General features: G+C 46.3%; 15 protein-coding genes. 9 read left to right on the top strand and 6 right to left on the bottom strand.

The features are described 5' to 3' along the window. Positions 1-34: 34 nt before the first annotated feature. The 4 genes from QFZ48_RS11370 to recA all read left to right on the top strand — a co-directional run bounded on the left by QFZ48_RS11370 (position 35) and on the right by recA (position 4,528). Positions 35-634, top strand: coding sequence for a ribonuclease HII (locus QFZ48_RS11370; protein ID WP_370908781.1), 600 nt, complete (start codon positions 35-37; stop codon positions 632-634). Positions 635-730: 96 nt separating this feature from the next. Next, complete coding sequence (gene rpoN, locus QFZ48_RS11365) at positions 731-2,218, top strand: RNA polymerase factor sigma-54 (RefSeq protein ID WP_429062325.1); 1,488 nt, start codon at positions 731-733, stop codon at positions 2,216-2,218. Between the two features lie 10 nt (positions 2,219-2,228). After that, positions 2,229-2,924 (top strand): hypothetical protein, encoded by a 696-nt coding sequence (locus tag QFZ48_RS11360; RefSeq protein WP_370908783.1) that lies wholly within the window; start codon positions 2,229-2,231, stop codon positions 2,922-2,924. Positions 2,925-3,517: 593 nt separating this feature from the next. Continuing rightward, complete coding sequence (gene recA, locus QFZ48_RS11355; protein ID WP_370908784.1) at positions 3,518-4,528, top strand: recombinase RecA; 1,011 nt, start codon at positions 3,518-3,520, stop codon at positions 4,526-4,528. 235 nt (positions 4,529-4,763) lie between these two features. On the opposite strand, the gene typA is transcribed toward recA, so the two are convergent. Beyond that, positions 4,764-6,572: a translational GTPase TypA gene (gene typA, locus QFZ48_RS11350; RefSeq protein WP_370908785.1), complete on the bottom strand. Its 1,809-nt coding sequence runs from the start codon at positions 6,570-6,572 to the stop codon at positions 4,764-4,766. Between the two features lie 263 nt (positions 6,573-6,835). Here typA and QFZ48_RS11345 point away from each other — a divergent pair, with 263 nt between their 5' ends. Continuing rightward, positions 6,836-7,834: an alpha/beta fold hydrolase gene (locus QFZ48_RS11345; protein WP_429042955.1), complete on the top strand. Its 999-nt coding sequence runs from the start codon at positions 6,836-6,838 to the stop codon at positions 7,832-7,834. Positions 7,835-7,836: 2 nt separating this feature from the next. On the opposite strand, the gene QFZ48_RS11340 is transcribed toward QFZ48_RS11345, so the two are convergent. After that, complete coding sequence (locus QFZ48_RS11340) at positions 7,837-10,068, bottom strand: patatin-like phospholipase family protein (protein WP_429062323.1); 2,232 nt, start codon at positions 10,066-10,068, stop codon at positions 7,837-7,839. Between the two features lie 74 nt (positions 10,069-10,142). Continuing rightward, on the bottom strand, positions 10,143-11,195 hold the full coding sequence (locus QFZ48_RS11335) for a COX15/CtaA family protein (RefSeq protein ID WP_429042961.1): 1,053 nt from the start codon (positions 11,193-11,195) through the stop codon (positions 10,143-10,145). A 186-nt stretch (positions 11,196-11,381) separates the two neighbouring features. Here QFZ48_RS11335 and QFZ48_RS11330 point away from each other — a divergent pair, with 186 nt between their 5' ends. Beyond that, the gene (locus QFZ48_RS11330; protein ID WP_429042962.1) at positions 11,382-11,837 is read left to right on the top strand and encodes a hypothetical protein; all 456 of its coding nucleotides are present in this window, start codon (positions 11,382-11,384) and stop codon (positions 11,835-11,837) included. A gap of 81 nt (positions 11,838-11,918) precedes the next feature. Here the strand turns inward: QFZ48_RS11330 and QFZ48_RS11325 are convergent, their stop codons facing one another. Beyond that, the gene (locus QFZ48_RS11325) at positions 11,919-14,903 is read right to left on the bottom strand and encodes a glycoside hydrolase family 3 N-terminal domain-containing protein (RefSeq protein WP_429062320.1); all 2,985 of its coding nucleotides are present in this window, start codon (positions 14,901-14,903) and stop codon (positions 11,919-11,921) included. Between the two features lie 281 nt (positions 14,904-15,184). On the opposite strand from QFZ48_RS11325, the gene QFZ48_RS11320 reads away from it, so the two are divergent. From QFZ48_RS11320 to QFZ48_RS11310, 3 genes are all read left to right on the top strand, one after another. Next, on the top strand, positions 15,185-15,775 hold the full coding sequence (locus QFZ48_RS11320; protein ID WP_370908791.1) for an adenylate kinase: 591 nt from the start codon (positions 15,185-15,187) through the stop codon (positions 15,773-15,775). 166 nt (positions 15,776-15,941) lie between these two features. Continuing rightward, the gene (obgE, locus tag QFZ48_RS11315; RefSeq protein ID WP_370908792.1) at positions 15,942-16,967 is read left to right on the top strand and encodes a GTPase ObgE; all 1,026 of its coding nucleotides are present in this window, start codon (positions 15,942-15,944) and stop codon (positions 16,965-16,967) included. Positions 16,968-17,028: 61 nt separating this feature from the next. Next, positions 17,029-17,736, top strand: a complete 708-nt coding sequence (locus QFZ48_RS11310) for a hypothetical protein (RefSeq protein ID WP_429042969.1) — start codon at positions 17,029-17,031, stop codon at positions 17,734-17,736. 82 nt (positions 17,737-17,818) lie between these two features. Here the strand turns inward: QFZ48_RS11310 and QFZ48_RS11305 are convergent, their stop codons facing one another. Together QFZ48_RS11305 and QFZ48_RS11300 are read right to left on the bottom strand one after the other, a co-directional pair. After that, a complete protein-coding gene (locus QFZ48_RS11305; RefSeq protein ID WP_429062317.1) occupies positions 17,819-18,364 on the bottom strand; it encodes an N-acetyltransferase in 546 nt (181 codons plus the stop codon). Continuing rightward, positions 18,351-18,716, bottom strand: coding sequence for a DUF7674 family protein (locus QFZ48_RS11300; protein WP_370908795.1), 366 nt, complete (start codon positions 18,714-18,716; stop codon positions 18,351-18,353). The genes QFZ48_RS11305 and QFZ48_RS11300 overlap by 14 nt, the downstream gene beginning before the upstream one ends. Positions 18,717-18,808: the final 92 nt, after the last annotated feature.

Raw genomic sequence — 18,808 nt, 5'->3', positions numbered from 1 at the left:
TCTTGTAATTTTACCCGGCTTAATAGATTTCAATTTGCTACTGTCTTACTATCAGGAATTACTAACAGAAGCCGGCTGTGATGAAGCCGGAAGGGGATGCCTGGCGGGTCCGGTGTTTGCCGCAGCCGTTATCCTGCCGAAGAAATTCAGACATCCGTTGCTGAACGATTCCAAGCAGATGAAACAGTCCGACCGGGAAAAACTGAGAAAGGTGATTGAAAAAAAAGCAGTATGTTATGCCGTGGCAAGTGTGGATAATGTGGAAATAGACAAGATAAATATACTGAAAGCTTCTTTCAAAGCCATGCACCTGGCATTGGAGAAGTTACAGCAGCAACCTGAATTTATACTGGTAGATGGTAACCGCTTTTATGCATACGGCAATACGCCACACGCCTGTATTATACAGGGCGATGGCTTATACGCCTCCATTGCAGCAGCTTCCGTTCTGGCCAAAACCTATCGTGATGAATATATGCAGCAGTTACATGCTACATATCCACACTTTGGGTGGAATGAGAACAAAGGATACCCTACCAGGCAACACCGGGATGCTATCCGGGAATTTGGCGATACGCCATTTCACCGCAAAACATTCCGTTTGCTGCCGGAGCAGCTGGAACTGGATTTATAGCTTTTAGCCGTTAACGGGTTATCTAAAAGCTAAATGCTGACAGCGATAGCTCTGTTAACCTTATACTTATTAATTTTGCCCTGACAGGGAATAATTATGTTAAAGCAGACACAACAGCAGAAACTATTACAGAAACTTTCTCCCCAGCAAATTCAGCTCATGAAATTGCTGCAGGTCCCTACTGTGAACCTGGAAGAAAGGATCAAAGAAGAACTGGAAGAAAATCCGGCGCTGGAATATGGCGAAGAAGCAGGAGAAGACGAGTTCAAAGAACAGGAAGAGTATGAAGCTCCCGCAGAAGAAGATGAATTTGAACCCGATGGCAGTGAAAATGAATACGACAATATCGATATTTCTGAATATGTAAGTGAAGGAGATGATGATGTGGCGGATTACAAACTGCGTGACGATAACTATCCTGATCCGGACGAAAGCAATAAAACCATCCCGATCCGGGTGGAAACGTCTTTTCATGAACACTTATTGAGCCAGCTGGGTATGCTCGAGCTGGACGACCACCAGAATGCCATTGCCGAACATATCATCGGCAGTATCGACGACGACGGCTACCTGCGCAGGGAAATCAGTTCCATGGTGGATGATCTCTCCTTTTCACAGAATATTGACACCACCGAAGAAGAAATCAACTCCCTGATCAAAAAGATCCAGGACTTTGATCCGGCTGGCGTATGCGCCACCGATCTGAAAGAATGCCTCCTGCTCCAGCTGAAACGTAAGCCACAGGACGATCCCGGCGTGCACAACGCCTACTCCATCCTCGAAAACTACTTCGACGAATTTACCAAGAAGCACTACGAGAAGATCCAGAAGGCATTAGGCCTTTCCGACGAAGGACTGAAAGAAGCCATCACCCAGATCATCAAGCTCACTCCCAAGCCAGGCGGCAATTTCGCCACGCTGAATAAAGCAGAAAGCTACGTACTGCCCGACTTCTTTATTTTAAACAACGCCGGTAAACTGGAACTTACGCTGAATTCACGTAACGCTCCCGATCTGCGGATTTCCGGTGGTTACCGCGAAATGCTGAAGGAGTATGACCGGGGCGATAAAAAAGATAAGCGCCAGAAAGAAGCCGTATTGTTTATCAAACAGAAAATAGATGCCGCCAAATGGTTTATAGACGCCATCAAGCAGCGGCAACATACTTTGCTGTCTACCATGGAATCCATCATGGATTACCAGCGCGAATTTTTCCTTACGGGAGATGAAACCACCATGAAGCCTATGATCCTGAAAGATATCGCGGATCGCACGCAACTGGATATTTCTACCGTAAGCCGCGTGGCCAACAGCAAATACGTACAAACCGAGTTCGGTACCTTCAAACTGAAATTCTTCTTCTCCGAATCCCTGTCTACCGACAGCGGCGAGGAAGTATCCACCCGGGAAGTAAAGAAGATCCTGTCAGACCTCATTGAGGCGGAAAACAAACGTAAACCACTCAGTGATGAAAACCTCACGAAGATGCTGCAGGATAAAGGATATAACATTGCCCGCCGTACGGTGGCCAAATACAGGGAGCAGCTGAATATTCCGGTAGCCCGTTTACGTAAAGAATTATAAGAACCATACCATGCAAGAACAAGCTGTTTTAGACAGGAACGGAAATATACGTTTGGAGCCGGAGTTTCCAAAGGCAATGAAATCCCTGGCTTTAATCATTTCCTATCTCTCACATCCGCTGTTCATTCCCCTGCTGGTAACATTCCTGGTACTGGAATCCATTCCGGAATATATGGTCGCCTTTAAACCATTGAGCAAAAGGTTCGCCTTCGATATGCTGTATTTCAGGGTGGCTATTATCAGTATCGGGTTCCCGGTGCTCACGCTTTTACTGGCCAAGGCGCTGAAATTTGTTTCTTCCGTTCATATGAAAACCCAACGCGACAGGATCATTCCTTACGTAGCGATGATTACTTATTACTTCTGGGCATTTTATACTTTTCAACAGGAAGGCCGGGCGCCAAAATTCTATACCGCGTTTTTCCTGGGCGTGTTCCTGAGTGTTTCTATCGCTTTTGTTACCAATAATTTTATAAAAACCAGCATGCATACCGTAGGCTGGGGCGGCATAATCGGCCTTTTATTATCGCTGATGTGGGGAATGCATATGAATGTATCCATCCCACTGGTCATTACTTTTTTTGTGGCCGGTATTGTAGCTACCTCCCGCCTGGTGCTGGGAGCACATGAACCACGTGAAATCTACATCGGTTTCCTGATTGGTATTGTTTCGCAGCTGGCAGCGTGCTGGATCCTCGTAAAATAGGTGCTTCACCATTCTATCCCTGCTCCCCTGCCGGTAAATGCTGAAACAAGTCAGCCCACCAGCCAGGGATCAGGGAGAACAACATTTAGAACGGCGATAAAAATTTTTGGGGTTTAACCTTGACCACTTCACCATTTCATCTTCACATGGATGCAAGGCCGCAAGGCAGGCTAACAAACAATTTTAACAAACAGTAGGGGATTAACTTCAACAACTAAACTTGACAGTACAAAAGTGAAACTTTCTGCGCTGATACTCAAGCGTATAACTACGCTTTTTAAAAATGCAGTAGAATTCTCACTTCCGCCGGCTAATTATTTTTTTTGAGGTTTTGTTGTTACGCACATTCAATGCGTAATGGGTTCGCATCTTTGTTATGCCATTAGGGGTTAACCCTTTTAAGGTTTTAAGAAAAAAATTTTTAACAGGAAGTTCTTAACGGCACGGAAAAGGATTACTACTTTATTTAGCATTTAAAAGAAAATGCTAAAATATTTAGGAAAATAAAAAATTAGATCATAACTTAGCAGTCCAATTAATTTGCTTTCTAATTGTGATCAGCTATCTATTAAATTTGTAAAAACATTACTTATATGTCTACAGCCAATGCAGAAAAACTGAAGGCCCTGCGCCTCACAATGGACAAGATTGAGAAAGATTTCGGGAAGGGATCTGTGATGATGATGGGGGAAAAAGCAGAAGCGCCGATGGAGATCATTTCCACGGGTTCCCTGGGCCTTGATATCGCACTTGGAATTGGCGGTTTACCCAAAGGAAGAATCATAGAAATATATGGTCCTGAATCTTCCGGTAAAACAACCGTCGCCATCCATACAATCGCTGAAGCACAGAAAAAAGGCGGCATTTGCGCCATTATAGATGCGGAGCATGCTTTTGACAGCAGCTACGCCAGAAGACTGGGAGTTGACGTGGATTCCCTGTTAATTTCACAGCCGGATCACGGTGAGCAGGCGCTGGAAATAGCAGATCGCCTGATCCTCTCCGGCGCAGTAGATGTAGTAGTAATTGACTCCGTTGCTGCCCTGGTACCGAAAAGTGAACTGGAAGGTGAAATGGGTGAAAGCAAAATGGGATTACAAGCCCGTTTGATGTCACAGGCACTGCGTAAATTAACCGCCACTATCTCCAAAACAAACTGCTGCTGCATCTTTATTAACCAGCTGCGTGAAAAGATAGGTGTTATGTTCGGTAACCCTGAAACTACCACCGGTGGTAATGCGCTGAAGTTCTACGCATCCGTAAGGCTGGATATCCGCCGCATGAGCCAGATTAAAGATGGCGACGAAGCAATCGGTAACCGCGTGAAAGTGAAAGTGGTAAAGAATAAAGTAGCGCCTCCGTTCCGCCAGGCAGAATTCGATATCGTTTACGGTCAGGGTATCTCCAAAACAGGAGAAATCATCGACATGGGTGTTGAATATGGCGTTGTTCAGAAAAGTGGTAGCTGGTTCAGCTATGATACCAATAAATTAGGCCAGGGCCGTGATGCAGTGAAACAACTGCTGAATGATAACCCTGAACTGGCAGCAGAAATCGAAGCCAAGATTAAAGTGAAGATTCAGGAAAAGCAGGATGCCGCTTAATATTGGCTGCTATTGAATTGAATAAGCATTGAATTGAAACTTAGTATTAAACATACATAGAAGTTAGTTTTAGTTTTAGTAAGCATTGGGTTAGTATGCACATCCCTGCCTTATCCTGGGCGGGGATTTTTTTGCCCGGGAGTGAAGTCTCCCCTCTACTTCCCTCCAAAAACAAAAGCCGCCCCTAAACGGAGCGGCTTTGTTTTTTTTACTATTATCTTACAAACAAAAGCAATTAAGCTTCTGCTTTCATGCTCTTAGCTGATCTCTTACGCTCTTCTTCATCCAGTATTACTTTACGCATACGGATAAAGTTAGGAGTAACTTCTATACACTCGTCATGCTGGATGTACTCCATACATTCTTCCAGTGTCATCAGTATCTTAGGCGCAATGTTAGCAGCACCATCGGTTCCGCTCGCACGCATGTTGGTCAGTTTCTTACCTTCATTTGGATTCACCACCAGGTCACCTGGCTTGTTGGTTTCACCAATGATCATACCCTTGTATACTTCTTCTCCCGGATCAACGAAGAAAGATCCTCTATCCTGCAGTTTGTCCAGAGAGTAACCAGTAGTAGTACCAGCTTCTTTGGCAATCAGCACACCGTTGTTACGGCCTGGGATAGCACCTTTCCATGGTTTGTAATCATTGAAACGGTGCGCCATCACTGCTTCACCTGCAGTAGCAGTAAGCATCTGTGTACGCAAACCAATCAAACCACGGGAAGGAATCTCAAATTCCAGGTGTTGCATTTCACCCTTGGTTTCCATGATCAGCATCTCACCTTTACGACGGGTTACCAGATCAATTACCTTGCTGGCAAAATCCTGCGGAACGTCTACCACCAGGGTTTCATACGGCTCGCATTTTTTACCATCCACATGCTTCACAATTACCTGAGGCTGACCAACGGTCAACTCATAACCTTCACGACGCATGGTTTCAATTAATACCCCTAAGTGCAGGATACCACGACCATAAACCATGAAGCTATCAGCACTGTCAGAATCCATTACACGCAGTGCCAGGTTCTTTTCAGTTTCCTTCATCAAACGGTCACGCAGGTGACGGGAAGTAACAAACTTACCATCTTTACCAAAGAACGGAGAGTTGTTAATACCAAACAACATGTTCATGGTAGGCTCATCCACACTGATAATTGGCAACGCTTCCGGCTCTTCAGCATCAGCGATAGTATCACCAATGTTAAAACCTTCAATACCAACTACCGCGCAAATATCGCCGGCATATACCTTAGTTACCTTTCTCTTACCTAACGCTTCGAAGATATACAACTCACGCACTTTCTGCTTCTTGCTGGTACCATCTGTCTGCATCAAAGTAACCCACTGTCCTTCTTCAATAGAAGCACGGGCCACCTTACCTACAGCAATACGACCAAGGAAAGAAGAGTAATCCAATGAAGTGATCTGCATCTGCAGGTTACCTTCTGGAGTGGTTGGCTCCGGAACGTACTGGAGGATACCATCCATCAATGGAGAAATATCTTCACTCTGTTCTAATGAACTGTTAAACCAGCCATTTTTACCAGAGCCATAAAATGTCGGGAAGTTCAATTGATCCTCTGTTGCATCCAGATTAAAGAACAATTCAAAAACTGCATCATGTACCTCATCAGGACGACAGTTAGCCTTATCTACCTTGTTGATTACAACAATAGGTTTCAGATTCAGCTGCAAAGCCTTCTGCAACACAAAACGGGTTTGTGGCATCGGACCTTCAAAAGCATCCACCAACAGGATAACACCATCAGCCATTTTCAATACCCTTTCCACCTCACCGCCAAAGTCGGCGTGGCCTGGAGTATCAATCACATTGATCTTGGTTCCCTTATATTCAATAGATGCGTTCTTGCTGAATATGGTGATACCACGCTCTCTTTCAAGATCGTTACTATCCATGATCAGATCTCCTGATTCCTGATTAGCCCGGAATACATTAGCCTGATGAAGGATTTTGTCAACCAAAGTAGTTTTACCATGGTCTACGTGTGCAATAATTGCGATATTACGAATGTTCATATACTTAAATCTTTAGCTATCAGCCATTAACTAAATTTACGCTAATAGCTACAAAAAGAAGGCGCAAAGGTACGAAAACATAGCGAGAATGAAGGTGTCACGTTTTAAATAAATGTAATCATTTGGTCAGCCCGGAAAACGCCCTTGCAATAGGTTGGTTATCATTGATTTACAATTAATTATATCCAAATATTGTAAACAAATAGTTTTATGGCGTCAATTTTGCCCACCCCACAGCGTTTTAACCGCTTAATACCCCTCGCATGAAAAAGAAACTATATCTCCTCGCCATCGCCTGCCTCTCCCTCGTCACCTCCCGCATATACGCACAAATACCAGCCCAGGATATTAACCTCTCTGAATATAAATACCCGTTCCCGGTACATTTCCTGAAACTGCAAATACAAGGGCAAGCCCTTCAAATGGCCTACATGGACGTTCAACCCTCCCGCCCAAACGGTAAAACAATTGTACTCCTCCATGGCAAAAATTTCTGCGGCGCCTACTGGGACAGCACCGCAGCGGACCTCAGCAACAACGGCTACCGGGTCATCATCCCGGACCAGATCGGCTTTGGCAAGTCATCCAAACCCCAACACCTCCAATACAGCTTCCAACAACTGGCGCAAAACACCAAAACACTGCTCGACTCGCTGCAAATAACCAAAACAGCCGTGCTCGGTCATTCAATGGGAGGCATGCTCGCCACCAGGTTCGCATTAATGTACCCGGAGGTGACCGAAAAACTCATCCTCGAAAATCCCATCGGGCTGGAAGACTGGAAAGTGAAAGTGCCCTATCAGTCAGTAGATAAATGGTATAAAGCAGAACTGCAACAGAACTATGAGAAGATCAAACAATATATGATGGACAGCTACTACGCCGGCAAATGGTCGCCCGCCTACGATAAATGGGCGCAGCTCCAAGCCAGCTGGACCAGCAGCCCCGACTACTCCCTGGTAGCCTGGAACTCCGCCCTCACCTACGACATGATCTTTACCCAACCCGTGCTGTACGAGTTCCAGAATATTACCGTCCCCACCCTCCTTATTATCGGGCAACGCGACCGTACCGCCTTAGGAAAAGCCAACGTTCCGGAAGAAGTGCGAAAAACAATGGGGAATTATCCTGAACTGGGAAACGCTGCTGCGAAAAAAATTCCACACGCCACGCTGGTACCTATCGAAGGTGTAGGACATCTTCCCCACATTGAAGCCTATACGAAATTTATTGCGCCCCTGCTGAAGTTCCTGAAGGAATAACCCTATTCCTCCAGCAGCTTTACAACATACTCCAACGCACTCTGATTCGCAGGATTGTCCAGCGCATGCGCGATATCCAGCTTCTCCCGGGAGGTAAGATGCCAGGATAAAGCCGCCGCCTTGTCCTGCTTCTGCGGCACATACTGGAAAATTACCCGGTGAAATTTATCCGGGAAATATCCTTCCATATAATTCAGTAAATCATCCTGGTCAAAATCCTGCATGGCGCTCCAGTGCTGCTGCATGGTAAACAATGGCTCAAATAACAGGTCGCTCAGATCCTTCGTTTTTTTGATCGGGGAAATGTCATTCTTGCGGGTATCACGGATCTGGATATATATCACCCCGCTGGTATTTTCATTGATCCATTTATTAAACGTGTATAAATATCGCAACGTGGTTTGCTGACCAAAATTATCGCGGATACCGGCGTCCATCACATCCACAATAGGATTGCTGGGAAGGAACGCATTAGGCAGTACATAAGGAAACGTAGCACACATACGGATCGCGCTGGTTACTCGCAGGTCCATCGCATCCTGTGCCGCAAAGTATTGTCCGAAATCCACCCCGTCGATATCCCTGACCTGCCGTGTAGGATACTGGTACTGCGGGCTGCATAAGTAACTGACTGGCTGTGGGGAAATCATTAACCGGCGCCCGTCTGCATTAATAGTAGCATTCCATATCAGCATGGGAATGTCTGCATGGGCTTCCGGCTCCCGGTAGTCTTTCAGCGTTTTATCCAACACACTGTCAGTATGCTCATTCAGCTGCATTTCAAATGCATAACCCCTATCCTTTGCGTAATGATTTTTCCCGATACTGAAACTCCTCCACGGTGTAATAAAATCATTCACGGCCATAGCAGAAAATACAGAATTGAGTAAGTCCTGTGATACCTTCTCTGCATATATATTATCAGACAGGCGGATAGGTTTCCCCTGCTGCTGTTCGTAATACAACTCCCGGAAATAACTGGCCCCCAGCATACCCCCGGAGGCGCCGGTCATCAGCACCGTGTGCTTCATCAGCCGGCCCTGCAGCATACTGTCCAGCCGCTGTAATACGTTTACGCTCCAGGTGGCAGAACGGCTGCCGCCGCCGCTGAAATTCATTACAATTAGCGGGGGCTTTTTTCCCGCCGGGAACTTCTTTCTCCAGTTCTCTAATATCAGCAGGGTTTGTTTCTTATCCGCTTCGTATCGCTCCCGGGTAAAAAATTGTTGCAGGGCCGCCACACTGTATTCCGGACGGGCCTTCTTCTCCCGGTAATTCAACCCGTAAGCCTTATTACGGTTATCCACCCAGTTATGTTCCACCATCCAGTTCAAACCAAACAACATCACCAGCAATATGGGAATAGACCAGGTTTGCAGCATATAGGAAAAGGCGCCCGCCACCCCGATGAGAAACGCAAAAAAGATGAGCACACTGGCGCCCGCAGGAATTCTGAACACATCATAATCCATCATGTAAGCCAGTATCACCAGGAAAACCAGCGAGCACCCCACGGTGATCATCGCAGCAAAGTGATGCTGCTTGAGGATACTGTCGAGGTAATGCTTATTGTAGTGATCCACATTCCTCGCCCTTCTGATACGCCAGGGCGTAGAGAAATAATTATGTACCGGCAGCGCATTTTCATCTGGATCCTGGTTGGGTTTCAGGATCATCCGCAGGAAGTTTCGCGGATTACCGAAACGCTTTTCCAGGCGTCTGCCAATATTTTTATCTGCATTAAAAAAATAGAAAAAACAGAAGAAGAATATAAACAACACTCCGCAGATAAACCCTTCCCCCAGCAACATGATATCCGGAACGGTATTGAGCTGTTCATACCGCTGGTATTCCCATCCGCGGTAAAGCATACTGAAAATAAATACCAGCGGTATGATGGCATTATTAAGGCAATACCTGAAAAATGGCTGCGAAGTGGTGGCAAGGAACTTAAACCGGCCGGTATGCAATATAAAGGTGGTAATCTGCCAGCTCATAATAAACATGCCGGTGGCTAGTCCCAGGATAGTAGTACTGTAGAAATTTACTTTGCCCAGGTATTCCGGCGCCAGGTAAAGTGCATCTCCACCAAACACCTTGGCAAAACCACCATTGATGGTGCTGAACAGGATCACCCAAAAAATAAGTAATACCTGGTACTTCCTGAAATGCAGGAGCAGCAACTGTATAGGGAAAGAATAGTAAGTTTTTATCAGTAATAACTTCACCTTCATCAGACGATTATTACGAATAAACCTACGGAAAATTTACGGATTTATGACGGCAGGAATTTACACCGGGCAGAAAATCAATTCCCGCTTCTCACGCCCCGGCTAAGGAACAGGGTCCAGATCAGCGACAGCATCAGCAACATCCCCACACCCTGGTGTAAAATTCCATAACTGATGGGAATCTTCACCTGGCTGTTTAACAGGGTCAGCACGCCCAGCAGCACCTGCAGCAATACCAACAGCAATGGCAGGTAACGGATGGTGTGTAACAGGCTGTTAGCCGGTGTTTGTGCAGCTTTCCACCACCAGATAGCGATGAGAATAGTAATCAGGTAGGCCAGTCCGCGGTGAATGAATTGGATGGTAATCGGGTTATGCGCAATATCTGTAGCGAATCCGCCTTGCGAAAACATGCCGGCGGGTACCCAGGAGCCATTGATGTCCGGCCAGGTGTTTGCCACCAATGCCGTATGCAATCCGGCCATGAAAGCGCCGTACACCAACTGCACTACCAGTAATACCAGCAACCAGATATTCAGTTTGTATAAAGCCGGAACTTTTAATATTTCTATCGGATGCACACTCAGCTTCAACGCAAACCAGAACACATATGCCAGCAACGCCAGCGCAGATATAAAGTGAATGGCCAAACGGATATGGTTAACATACAAATTTTCCTCATTCAGGCCGCTCTTCACCATGATCCATCCTATCAAGCCCTGCAAACCACCTAACACAAACAGGATGATCATCGGGTTTATCATGCTCTTGTTAATCTTCTTCTTAATAACAAAGTAAATAAACGGAATAATAAACACAAACCCCATCAGCCTCGCCCAATCGCGATGCAGCCACTCCCAGAAGAAAATAAACTTAAAATCCGACAAGGTAAAGTGGCTATTAATATACTTATACTGCGCTATTTGTTTATAGCCATCAAATGCTTTCTGCCAGGCCGCTTCATTCATCGGCGGAAAAGCGCCCAATAACGGCTGCCATTCAGTAATGGACAGGCCCGAGCCGGTTAAACGGGTGATCCCTCCCAGCAATACCTGAACTATCAACATGCCCACGCCTATATATAACCAGATGGCCACGGGGCGGTTATTTTTTATTGTAACTGCTTCCATAAACGGTGCAAAAATAGGGAATGAATGCCTAACAAGCCGGTTAAATACTCACATTATTTTAACAAAGGCGTAATGTTCTGTTAATCCGCGCGTCGGAGCTTTGCATTGAAAATTTAAACGGCACCATTGTATTAGCTAATACCGCCCTAATTAAAAAAAAGACGAACACATTAAAAAAATAATGTCATGAAACATTTACGTTTTGTTGTTTTAGCACCCAAAGTAGCTTTGTTGGTATTTGTTACTATCCTATCTCCAATTTTACATGCTGCGGCACAGTCAAAAACATTTGCTTACAATGCAGCACGACTGGCAAAGGAAAAACCTGTACGGGAAACTCCCATCGAAGCTTTCAACGTACATATCACGCAATTGCAAAAGGACCAGCTGTTATTCCAGCTTTCTGTGGATAATCCTTCCAACGAAAAGCTGACGCTCTACATAAAAGACAATTTCAATAACACGCTGCACCGCGAAACACTGCCCGCTACCCTGCGCTTCGAAGCACGTTACAACCTCGGTTCTCTTGAGGATGGAGACTACACCTTCGAAATCAGAAGCGGAAAAAACAAACTGGCAGAAAAAGCTATTGCCATAAAAACGCAGACCATGATCAACAGGAGCGTTTCCGTATCAGAGTAGTCCCACATCGCATAATTGAAAAATGAAAAGAGGTGGTACCGTTTTACGGATACCACCTCTTCTTTTATTATTTCCTATCTCCTATTTACGTACTGATTCATACACGGCCTCAAACATTCTTTCCCGGGTATGCAGCGCCGTTATTTTCGTGTTAACGCCGCCGTTAGGATACACCCTGTTGCTCAGGAAAATAAATACCAGCCCTGATGTTGGATCCGCCCACACACACGTCCCCGTATAACCGGTATGCCCGAAGGTAGCCGCAGAAGCACTCCTGGCAGGGTACGGTTCCCGCCGGGTAGCATTGTCTTTTTCCGGCTTATCAAACCCAAGACCACGGCGGCTGATATGGCTATTATACGCCGTAAACAACTGCACCGTTTCCGGCTTAATATACTGCACGCCATTGAAAGATCCTTTGTTCAGTAACATCTGCATGATTACCGCCACATCATGAGCATCAGAAAATAATCCGGCATGACCAGCCACCCCACCAAACATAGCTGCTCCCGGGTCGTGCACATCTCCCCGCAATAACTGCATGCGGAAAGAATACTCACGCTCCGTAGGAACAATCTCCGTCAAAGGAAAACGCGTTCTCGGCAAAAAGCCCGTGGTCGCCAATCCCATCGGAACGTAAAAAGTTTCACTCACATATTCGTTCAACTTCTTACCCGTTAACTGCTCCACAATTTTCCCCAGGAAAATAAAATCACAGTCGCTGTAAACATACCCCTGCCGCGGCGATAACTTACTATCCAGTATCCGCTGCCACATGGTATCTACATAGCTGTTTTCCATGTACATCTCATCCGCCACGCGGATCCCGTGGGTAGCGTCCGGGCTGGCGTGATACAGCACCGTATCGGGCTGCGCATTGTTATAAAGGGTTTCCTTATAAAACGGTATAAAGGCTACCAGTCCTGCCTGGTGCAAAAGAATATCGCGGATGCGCAATCCTGCTTTATCTGTACCCAACACCTGCGGCAGGTATACGCCCAGCGTAGCATCCAGGTTCAGTTTCCCTTCATCATATAACCGCATCACCGATAAAGTGGTAGCGCATACTTTGGTCACCGATGCCAGGTCATAAATAGAAGTAGGCGATACCGGTTCCTGTTTGTTGTATTCGTAGTGGCCGAAGCAGCGGTTATAAATAATCTTCCCGTCCTTCAGGGCTAATACCTGCGCTCCCGGCGCTGCACCGCGCGCAATCATATCGTTGGCCAAACCATCGATCTGCAGCAGTGCCTGTTCATTGATGCCGGCTTCCAGCGCAGTAGCGGTAGGCAACAAATTAAACTTGTTCACTTCATAAGTGATGCCGGTGCCGGAAGGCAAATCCGGGCATACAGTTACCGGCAGCTTACCGGATGGGCCCAGTTGCCCGAAAAGCAGGTCTGCAGCGGCTCTCTGGGTGGTGCTGTCATCTTCATACGCGGCCACCAGGTGAGGCGCGTCGCAGAAATACTGGATCGCATAGGGGTTGCCAAAAACAACTGTCACCGAAGGCATTTCCGATTGGAGCTGGCGGATAATCAGCCGCTCCGCCATCGACAACCCGAAGTTTCCTGCGGGCCGGCGGCTGTATTCATGCAAACTGATGATAACCGCCTTATAGTCGCGCTGTATGCGGGATACAATCGGTGCGATCTGTTGTACGGACTGCCGCGAGGTGAAAATAAACGCATCCGTACCGGGTTTGTAGTTCTTCACTGATTCCACGAAAGTGTTGCTGGCATCAGCTCCTACGGCAATTACCGCCAGCTTTTGCTGGGTCATGGCCGGTGAAAAAGGCACCAGTTTCTTATCGTTGCGTACCAGGGTGATGGCTTTCTCCGCAATACGTTTACGTAAAGTATCTGTTTTGGCGTTGATGTCTTCTGCCAGATGATCAGTATCGATGTGCTGCGGCTGCCCTAGTCCGAGGTTATATTTGGCGCGCAATACTTTTTTCACGCGTCCGTCTACTTCTTCCTGGCTGATTTTACCGGCTTTGATTGCCTTCTTAATAGCCTCCACGCTGCCTTCTGCGGTAGACGGAAGAATCATCAGGTCGTTGCCGGCGAGCAGCGACTGTAAGGATTCCTGTCCGTTGGTATAAAATTTTGCGATGCCTTTCATTTCAAGTGCATCGGTAACGATCAGTCCTTTAAAACCCATTTCATTCTTCAGCAGCTTAGTAACGGCATTGTAAGAAATAGAGGTAGGTGTATTTGGTTTTTTATCGATAGAAGGAATATAAAGATGGCCAATCATTACAGATTGCACGCCGGCAGCAATAGCTTCGCGGAAAGGATACAACTCCAGGGAATCGAGCTGCGCTCTTGTTTTATTGATGGTGGGCAGGTCCAGGTGTGAATCTACATTGGTATCGCCATGGCCGGGGAAGTGTTTGGCGCAGGCCATAATGCCGGCATCCTGCATCCCCCTGATGGCAGCTACTCCCATGCGGGCCACCTGGTATTTATTTTCTCCAAAGGAACGGTCGTTGATCACCGGGTTGGAAGGATTATTATTCACATCCATGTCGGGCGCAAAATCAATATGAATACCCAGGCGACGGCATTGTTCTCCCATGAGCTTTCCGGCATCATACGCCAGGGTGGTATCCTGCATAGCGCCTATCATCATGTTCCGCGGTAATGAAATAACACTGTCGAGGCGCATGCCAAGCCCCCATTCGCCGTCAATGGCTACCAGCAAGGGTACTTTTGAAATAGACTGGTAGTAGTTAGTGAGATTGGCCTGCCGCACCGGGCCGCCCTGGAAAAAAATGACGCCTCCTACTTTGTTATCCTGTATATCTTTAACGACGGCATTAATATGATCCTGCCCGAGATTGGAATGCGCGCGGATCATGATCAGCTGGGCGATACGTTCTTCGGGGGTGAGTGATTGAAACACACTATCTGCCCATTGTGAGGCTTTGTCCTGCTGTGGCGCCACCTTTTGTGTAGTCATTTTTTTATGCCTCTTCTTTTCCTTAAATACCAGGGGCGCAGAAATGGCGCTGCCTGTCATCATTAGGCCTGTAAGTCCTGCAACCAATAATTGTTTCCTCATATCATAAACTTACAAATATTCATGCGGAAATCCAGCCCGACAGCCCTGAATATCAAAGAATTACTAATAATAATCATATGATTTTGTCAGATCCAAACTATTTCATTAAATTAGAATACCCTGTTGAAGATATTTTATGGATTCTGGTAAAAAATTGAAATGTGTTCACTATTTTGTCAGAATATTTACATTTAGTTTAATCAATCGTAATTTTAATTACCAATACATTCATCTGTTTCTTATATTTGCAACCTTGCGAGTAAAGTAGATTTTAATAAAACATGGTCAATCTCATTTTATTTGGCCCTCCCGGTAGCGGCAAGGGTACACAAAGTGCTAACATTATCCAGAAATACGGACTTATTCATCTTTCCACGGGCGATTTGCTTCGCAGCGAGATCGGTGATAAAACACCCCTGGGACTGGAAGCCAAAAAGTTTATGGATCAGGGCCAGCTGGTACCGGATGAAGTGGTGATTGGCATGATCAGCTCTAAGCTGGACGCTAATCCTGATACACGTGGTTTCATTTTCGACGGCTTTCCCCGTACCACTGCGCAGGCAGAGGCTCTGGATAAACTGCTCGCATTGAAAAAAACGTCTATCTCAACCGTTCTCTCACTGGAAGTACCGGAAGATGCGCTCATAAAACGCCTGCTGAACCGTGGATTAACCTCCGGCCGCAGCGATGATGCCTCTGAAGATGTAGTGAAAGCGCGTATCGTGGAATATCATAATAAAACGGCTCCTGTGGCTGATCACTATGCCAAATTCGGCAAATTCAAAAAAGTGAAAGGCGATGGTACAGAAGAAGAAGTATTCGAACTGCTCTCCAAAGAACTGGATGAACTGGTAGGAGAAAAAGTGCAGTAAGCGGAATCCCGCTGTGATTAAGACTTTTAGCATCTTATTATACAACGCAAAGATTGTAAGTAAAGAGCTCCTGGCACATGATGGTGCTAATTAGCTCAAACTTCACGATCTTTGCGTTTTGTTTTTCTGTGGTAATGGACCCCAGAGTATTAAAAATTGAGAACTAGTGGAAAAAGCAAACTTTGTAGATTATATCCGTGTATTTTGTAAATCCGGGAAAGGTGGCGCAGGCAGTATGCACTTTATGCGTACCAAGTTTAATGCGCAGGCCGGCCCTGATGGCGGCGATGGCGGTAGAGGCGGACATGTTATTTTAAGAGGCAATTCACAGCTGTGGACCCTCCTGCACCTCCGCTGGCATAAAAACCTGCTCGCAGAAGACGGTGAAAACGGTAGCGGCGACAACTGTACCGGCCGTTTCGGTAAAGATATTATCATCGAAGTTCCACTAGGCACCCAGGCTAAAGACGAAGAAACCGGCCAGGTGGAAGCCGAAATCCTCCACGACGGCCAGGAAGTGATCTGGATTCCCGGCGGACAAGGCGGTAAAGGTAACGCCTACTTTAAATCTGCCACCAACCAAACACCCGAATACGCTCAACCCGGTATGCCCGGCAGGGAAGGCTGGAAAGTAGTGGAGTTAAAAGTTTTGGCAGATGTTGGACTGGTAGGTTTCCCCAATGCCGGCAAATCCACCCTCCTGTCTACTATCACCGCAGCTAAACCTAAAGTGGCCGACTACGCCTTTACTACGCTAACCCCACAACTCGGAATGGTGGAATACCGCGACAATAAGTCGTTTTGTATCGCCGACCTCCCCGGTATCATCGAAGGCGCCCATGAAGGAAAAGGATTAGGCCACCGTTTTTTACGACATATTGAAAGAAACGCCGTATTATTATTCCTTATTCCAGCTGATAGTGCAGACCACCGCAAAGATTTTGAAGTATTGGTAAATGAACTGGAACAATATAATCCCGAATTACTGGATAAACAGTTTCTGCTGGCCATCAGTAAAAGCGATATGCTGGACGATGAGCTGAAAACCGCTATATCAGCCGAGCTGCCGGAAGATGTTCCACATGTATTTATTTCCTCTGTTACAAACCAGGGCCTCAGTGAATTAAAAGATATCTTGTGGGAAGCCCTTAACAGGAAAGTAGATACTACCGACGCTGTAGACGCAGAATAACTGTTCCTTCCGTAAAAGGGGACTATGCCTGACGTCAATGTTCGTACAGTATCCGTATACCATGAAGATATTTTTTCTCCCCGCAATCGCATTACTGTTGCTGCCTGCCTGCCATCGAACCGTAACATCCGTAAAGGAAAAACCGGTGCAGATCGATACCATGCAGCTGATAGCCATGCCTGCACCAACAGCGAAAGTTGCCTCCAACGAAGTATACGTAGTGTGCCGCGACTCTACTACGTATATCCGTTTCGGTGACTGCTATTTCTCCCTCGACTGGATCATACCGGATACACAACTCAACGACTTTGAACTGCATCCGGATACCCTCTACTTCCGGCTGGCACACCTCCGTACCATCGAAGGCCAGATGCTGGCCGTTACCACCGGCGAATCAAACAGGATAAAAGTATCACAGTGCTACGAAACCAGCGCCGTTATTGAGCAGCAACCACTGCTCCTGTGGAAACATTACCGATCTCCCTGGGAAACACTGTTCCCCGAAGCCAACAACTTCTTCATCTGCAGAACATATACCGCTGCCGAAAAACGCCGGTTCCCACCAGCCACCCTCCACGCATTACAGCAACATATAAAACAACATTATTCCCCTGCCGCTTATTCACGCGTTGCCCAAATGAATAACTTCCCGGAACCACCCCTGCAAATTGAAATCAGCCGGTACTATATACGGCTGGATGGTTGCTACAAACAAACAACCAACAAGATCAATAAACTACTCATCATTGATGTAAACTTTAATGGATAATACGCATGAATAACCAGCAACGCAAAAGCATCGCCGGTTATTCATTGGCTGTATTTTCACCATAAGGGTACTCTTGCTTCAACTATTGAAAAGGCTGAAACAACATGGCAGTGCACAAACAATTCCTGTAATTTTTGCTTGCCAGGATAGGATAGTTTACACAACTTTTACAGCCCTCCCAAAAAAGAGGGTCCTGCGTAATTTCATGATAGGTAACCGGCTCGAAACCCAACCGGGTATTTAGTTTCATAACAGGTAACCCCGTAGTGATACTGAATATTTTTGACGCTGGATAAAGCAGCCGGCTTAACTCAAATATTTTCTGCTTGATGGCCTGCGCCACTTTCAATCCACGGAATGCCGGCGCTACAATTAAACCGCTGTTGGATACAAACCTGTTCTCTTCCCAGGATTGTATATAGGAAAACCCTGCCCATATGCCCTTCGCCGTAAAAGCAATAACGGCCTTCCCTTCCAGGATCTTTTCCTTTATCGTAAGGGGATTTCTTTTCGCAATCCCGGTACCTCTTGCCTTCGCAGAGGCTTCCATTTCTGCCACAATAGGCAGCGCAAAATCAACGTCCATAGCCGTAGCTAACCGGACGACAATTTCCTCATCTGTTCCCATTACCAGTAAGTTGATATTGTATGTAAAGTGGATAAATTGAATCCGGTATCAGTGAATACATCCGGATCCTGCTCACGGCATCTGCCAGGGGAACCCGGCAAAGTACCGGTAAAAAAATACGGGTAATCGCTTCTTTCACAACCGTATTACCCCGTTCGTATAACCGGCCGGCCAGCTGCAAACACTTGCCTGCTGCCGAAAAATTCTGTGCCCTCAGCTGCTTATCGGTATACTTCGTAAAGCAGCCCATGGTTTCGTTAATATGATGTACGGCAGGAAACTGGTGCAGTTCTTCTTTTAGTGCAGGTATTGTGTCCTCTATGCATGCTGGCACTTCAAACTGATTAATCATGGTAACATCATTTTGCAGGTATATGCCAAATGCTATTCCATATTCTGTGTAGGAATGTTAAAACTTAACGGGAGCAAGGGTTTGCAAAGGAA

The organism is Chitinophaga sp. W2I13 (assembly GCF_050434005.1).
Lineage (GTDB): Bacteria > Bacteroidota > Bacteroidia > Chitinophagales > Chitinophagaceae > Chitinophaga.
The sequence above is the reverse complement of the archived record's forward strand: the minus strand, read 5'-3'. Positions and strand labels throughout refer to the sequence as shown.

Bases quoted from the DNA above. Each gene is read 5' to 3' on its own strand.
- QFZ48_RS11305 (WP_429062317.1), bottom strand. From the start codon at position 18,364: ATGGGAACAGATGAGGAAATTGTCGTCCGGTTAGCTACGGCTATGGAC.
- typA (WP_370908785.1), bottom strand. From the start codon at position 6,572: ATGAACATTCGTAATATCGCAATTATTGCACACGTAGACCATGGTAAA.
- QFZ48_RS11330 (WP_429042962.1), top strand. From the start codon at position 11,382: ATGAAACATTTACGTTTTGTTGTTTTAGCACCCAAAGTAGCTTTGTTG.
- QFZ48_RS11345 (WP_429042955.1), top strand. From the start codon at position 6,836: ATGAAAAAGAAACTATATCTCCTCGCCATCGCCTGCCTCTCCCTCGTC.
- QFZ48_RS11340 (WP_429062323.1), bottom strand. From the start codon at position 10,068: ATGAAGGTGAAGTTATTACTGATAAAAACTTACTATTCTTTCCCTATA.
- QFZ48_RS11310 (WP_429042969.1), top strand. From the start codon at position 17,029: ATGAAGATATTTTTTCTCCCCGCAATCGCATTACTGTTGCTGCCTGCC.
- QFZ48_RS11325 (WP_429062320.1), bottom strand. From the start codon at position 14,903: ATGAGGAAACAATTATTGGTTGCAGGACTTACAGGCCTAATGATGACA.
- recA (WP_370908784.1), top strand. From the start codon at position 3,518: ATGTCTACAGCCAATGCAGAAAAACTGAAGGCCCTGCGCCTCACAATG.
- QFZ48_RS11360 (WP_370908783.1), top strand. From the start codon at position 2,229: ATGCAAGAACAAGCTGTTTTAGACAGGAACGGAAATATACGTTTGGAG.
- QFZ48_RS11335 (WP_429042961.1), bottom strand. From the start codon at position 11,195: ATGGAAGCAGTTACAATAAAAAATAACCGCCCCGTGGCCATCTGGTTA.
- QFZ48_RS11300 (WP_370908795.1), bottom strand. From the start codon at position 18,716: ATGATTAATCAGTTTGAAGTGCCAGCATGCATAGAGGACACAATACCT.
- rpoN (WP_429062325.1), top strand. From the start codon at position 731: ATGTTAAAGCAGACACAACAGCAGAAACTATTACAGAAACTTTCTCCC.
- QFZ48_RS11320 (WP_370908791.1), top strand. From the start codon at position 15,185: ATGGTCAATCTCATTTTATTTGGCCCTCCCGGTAGCGGCAAGGGTACA.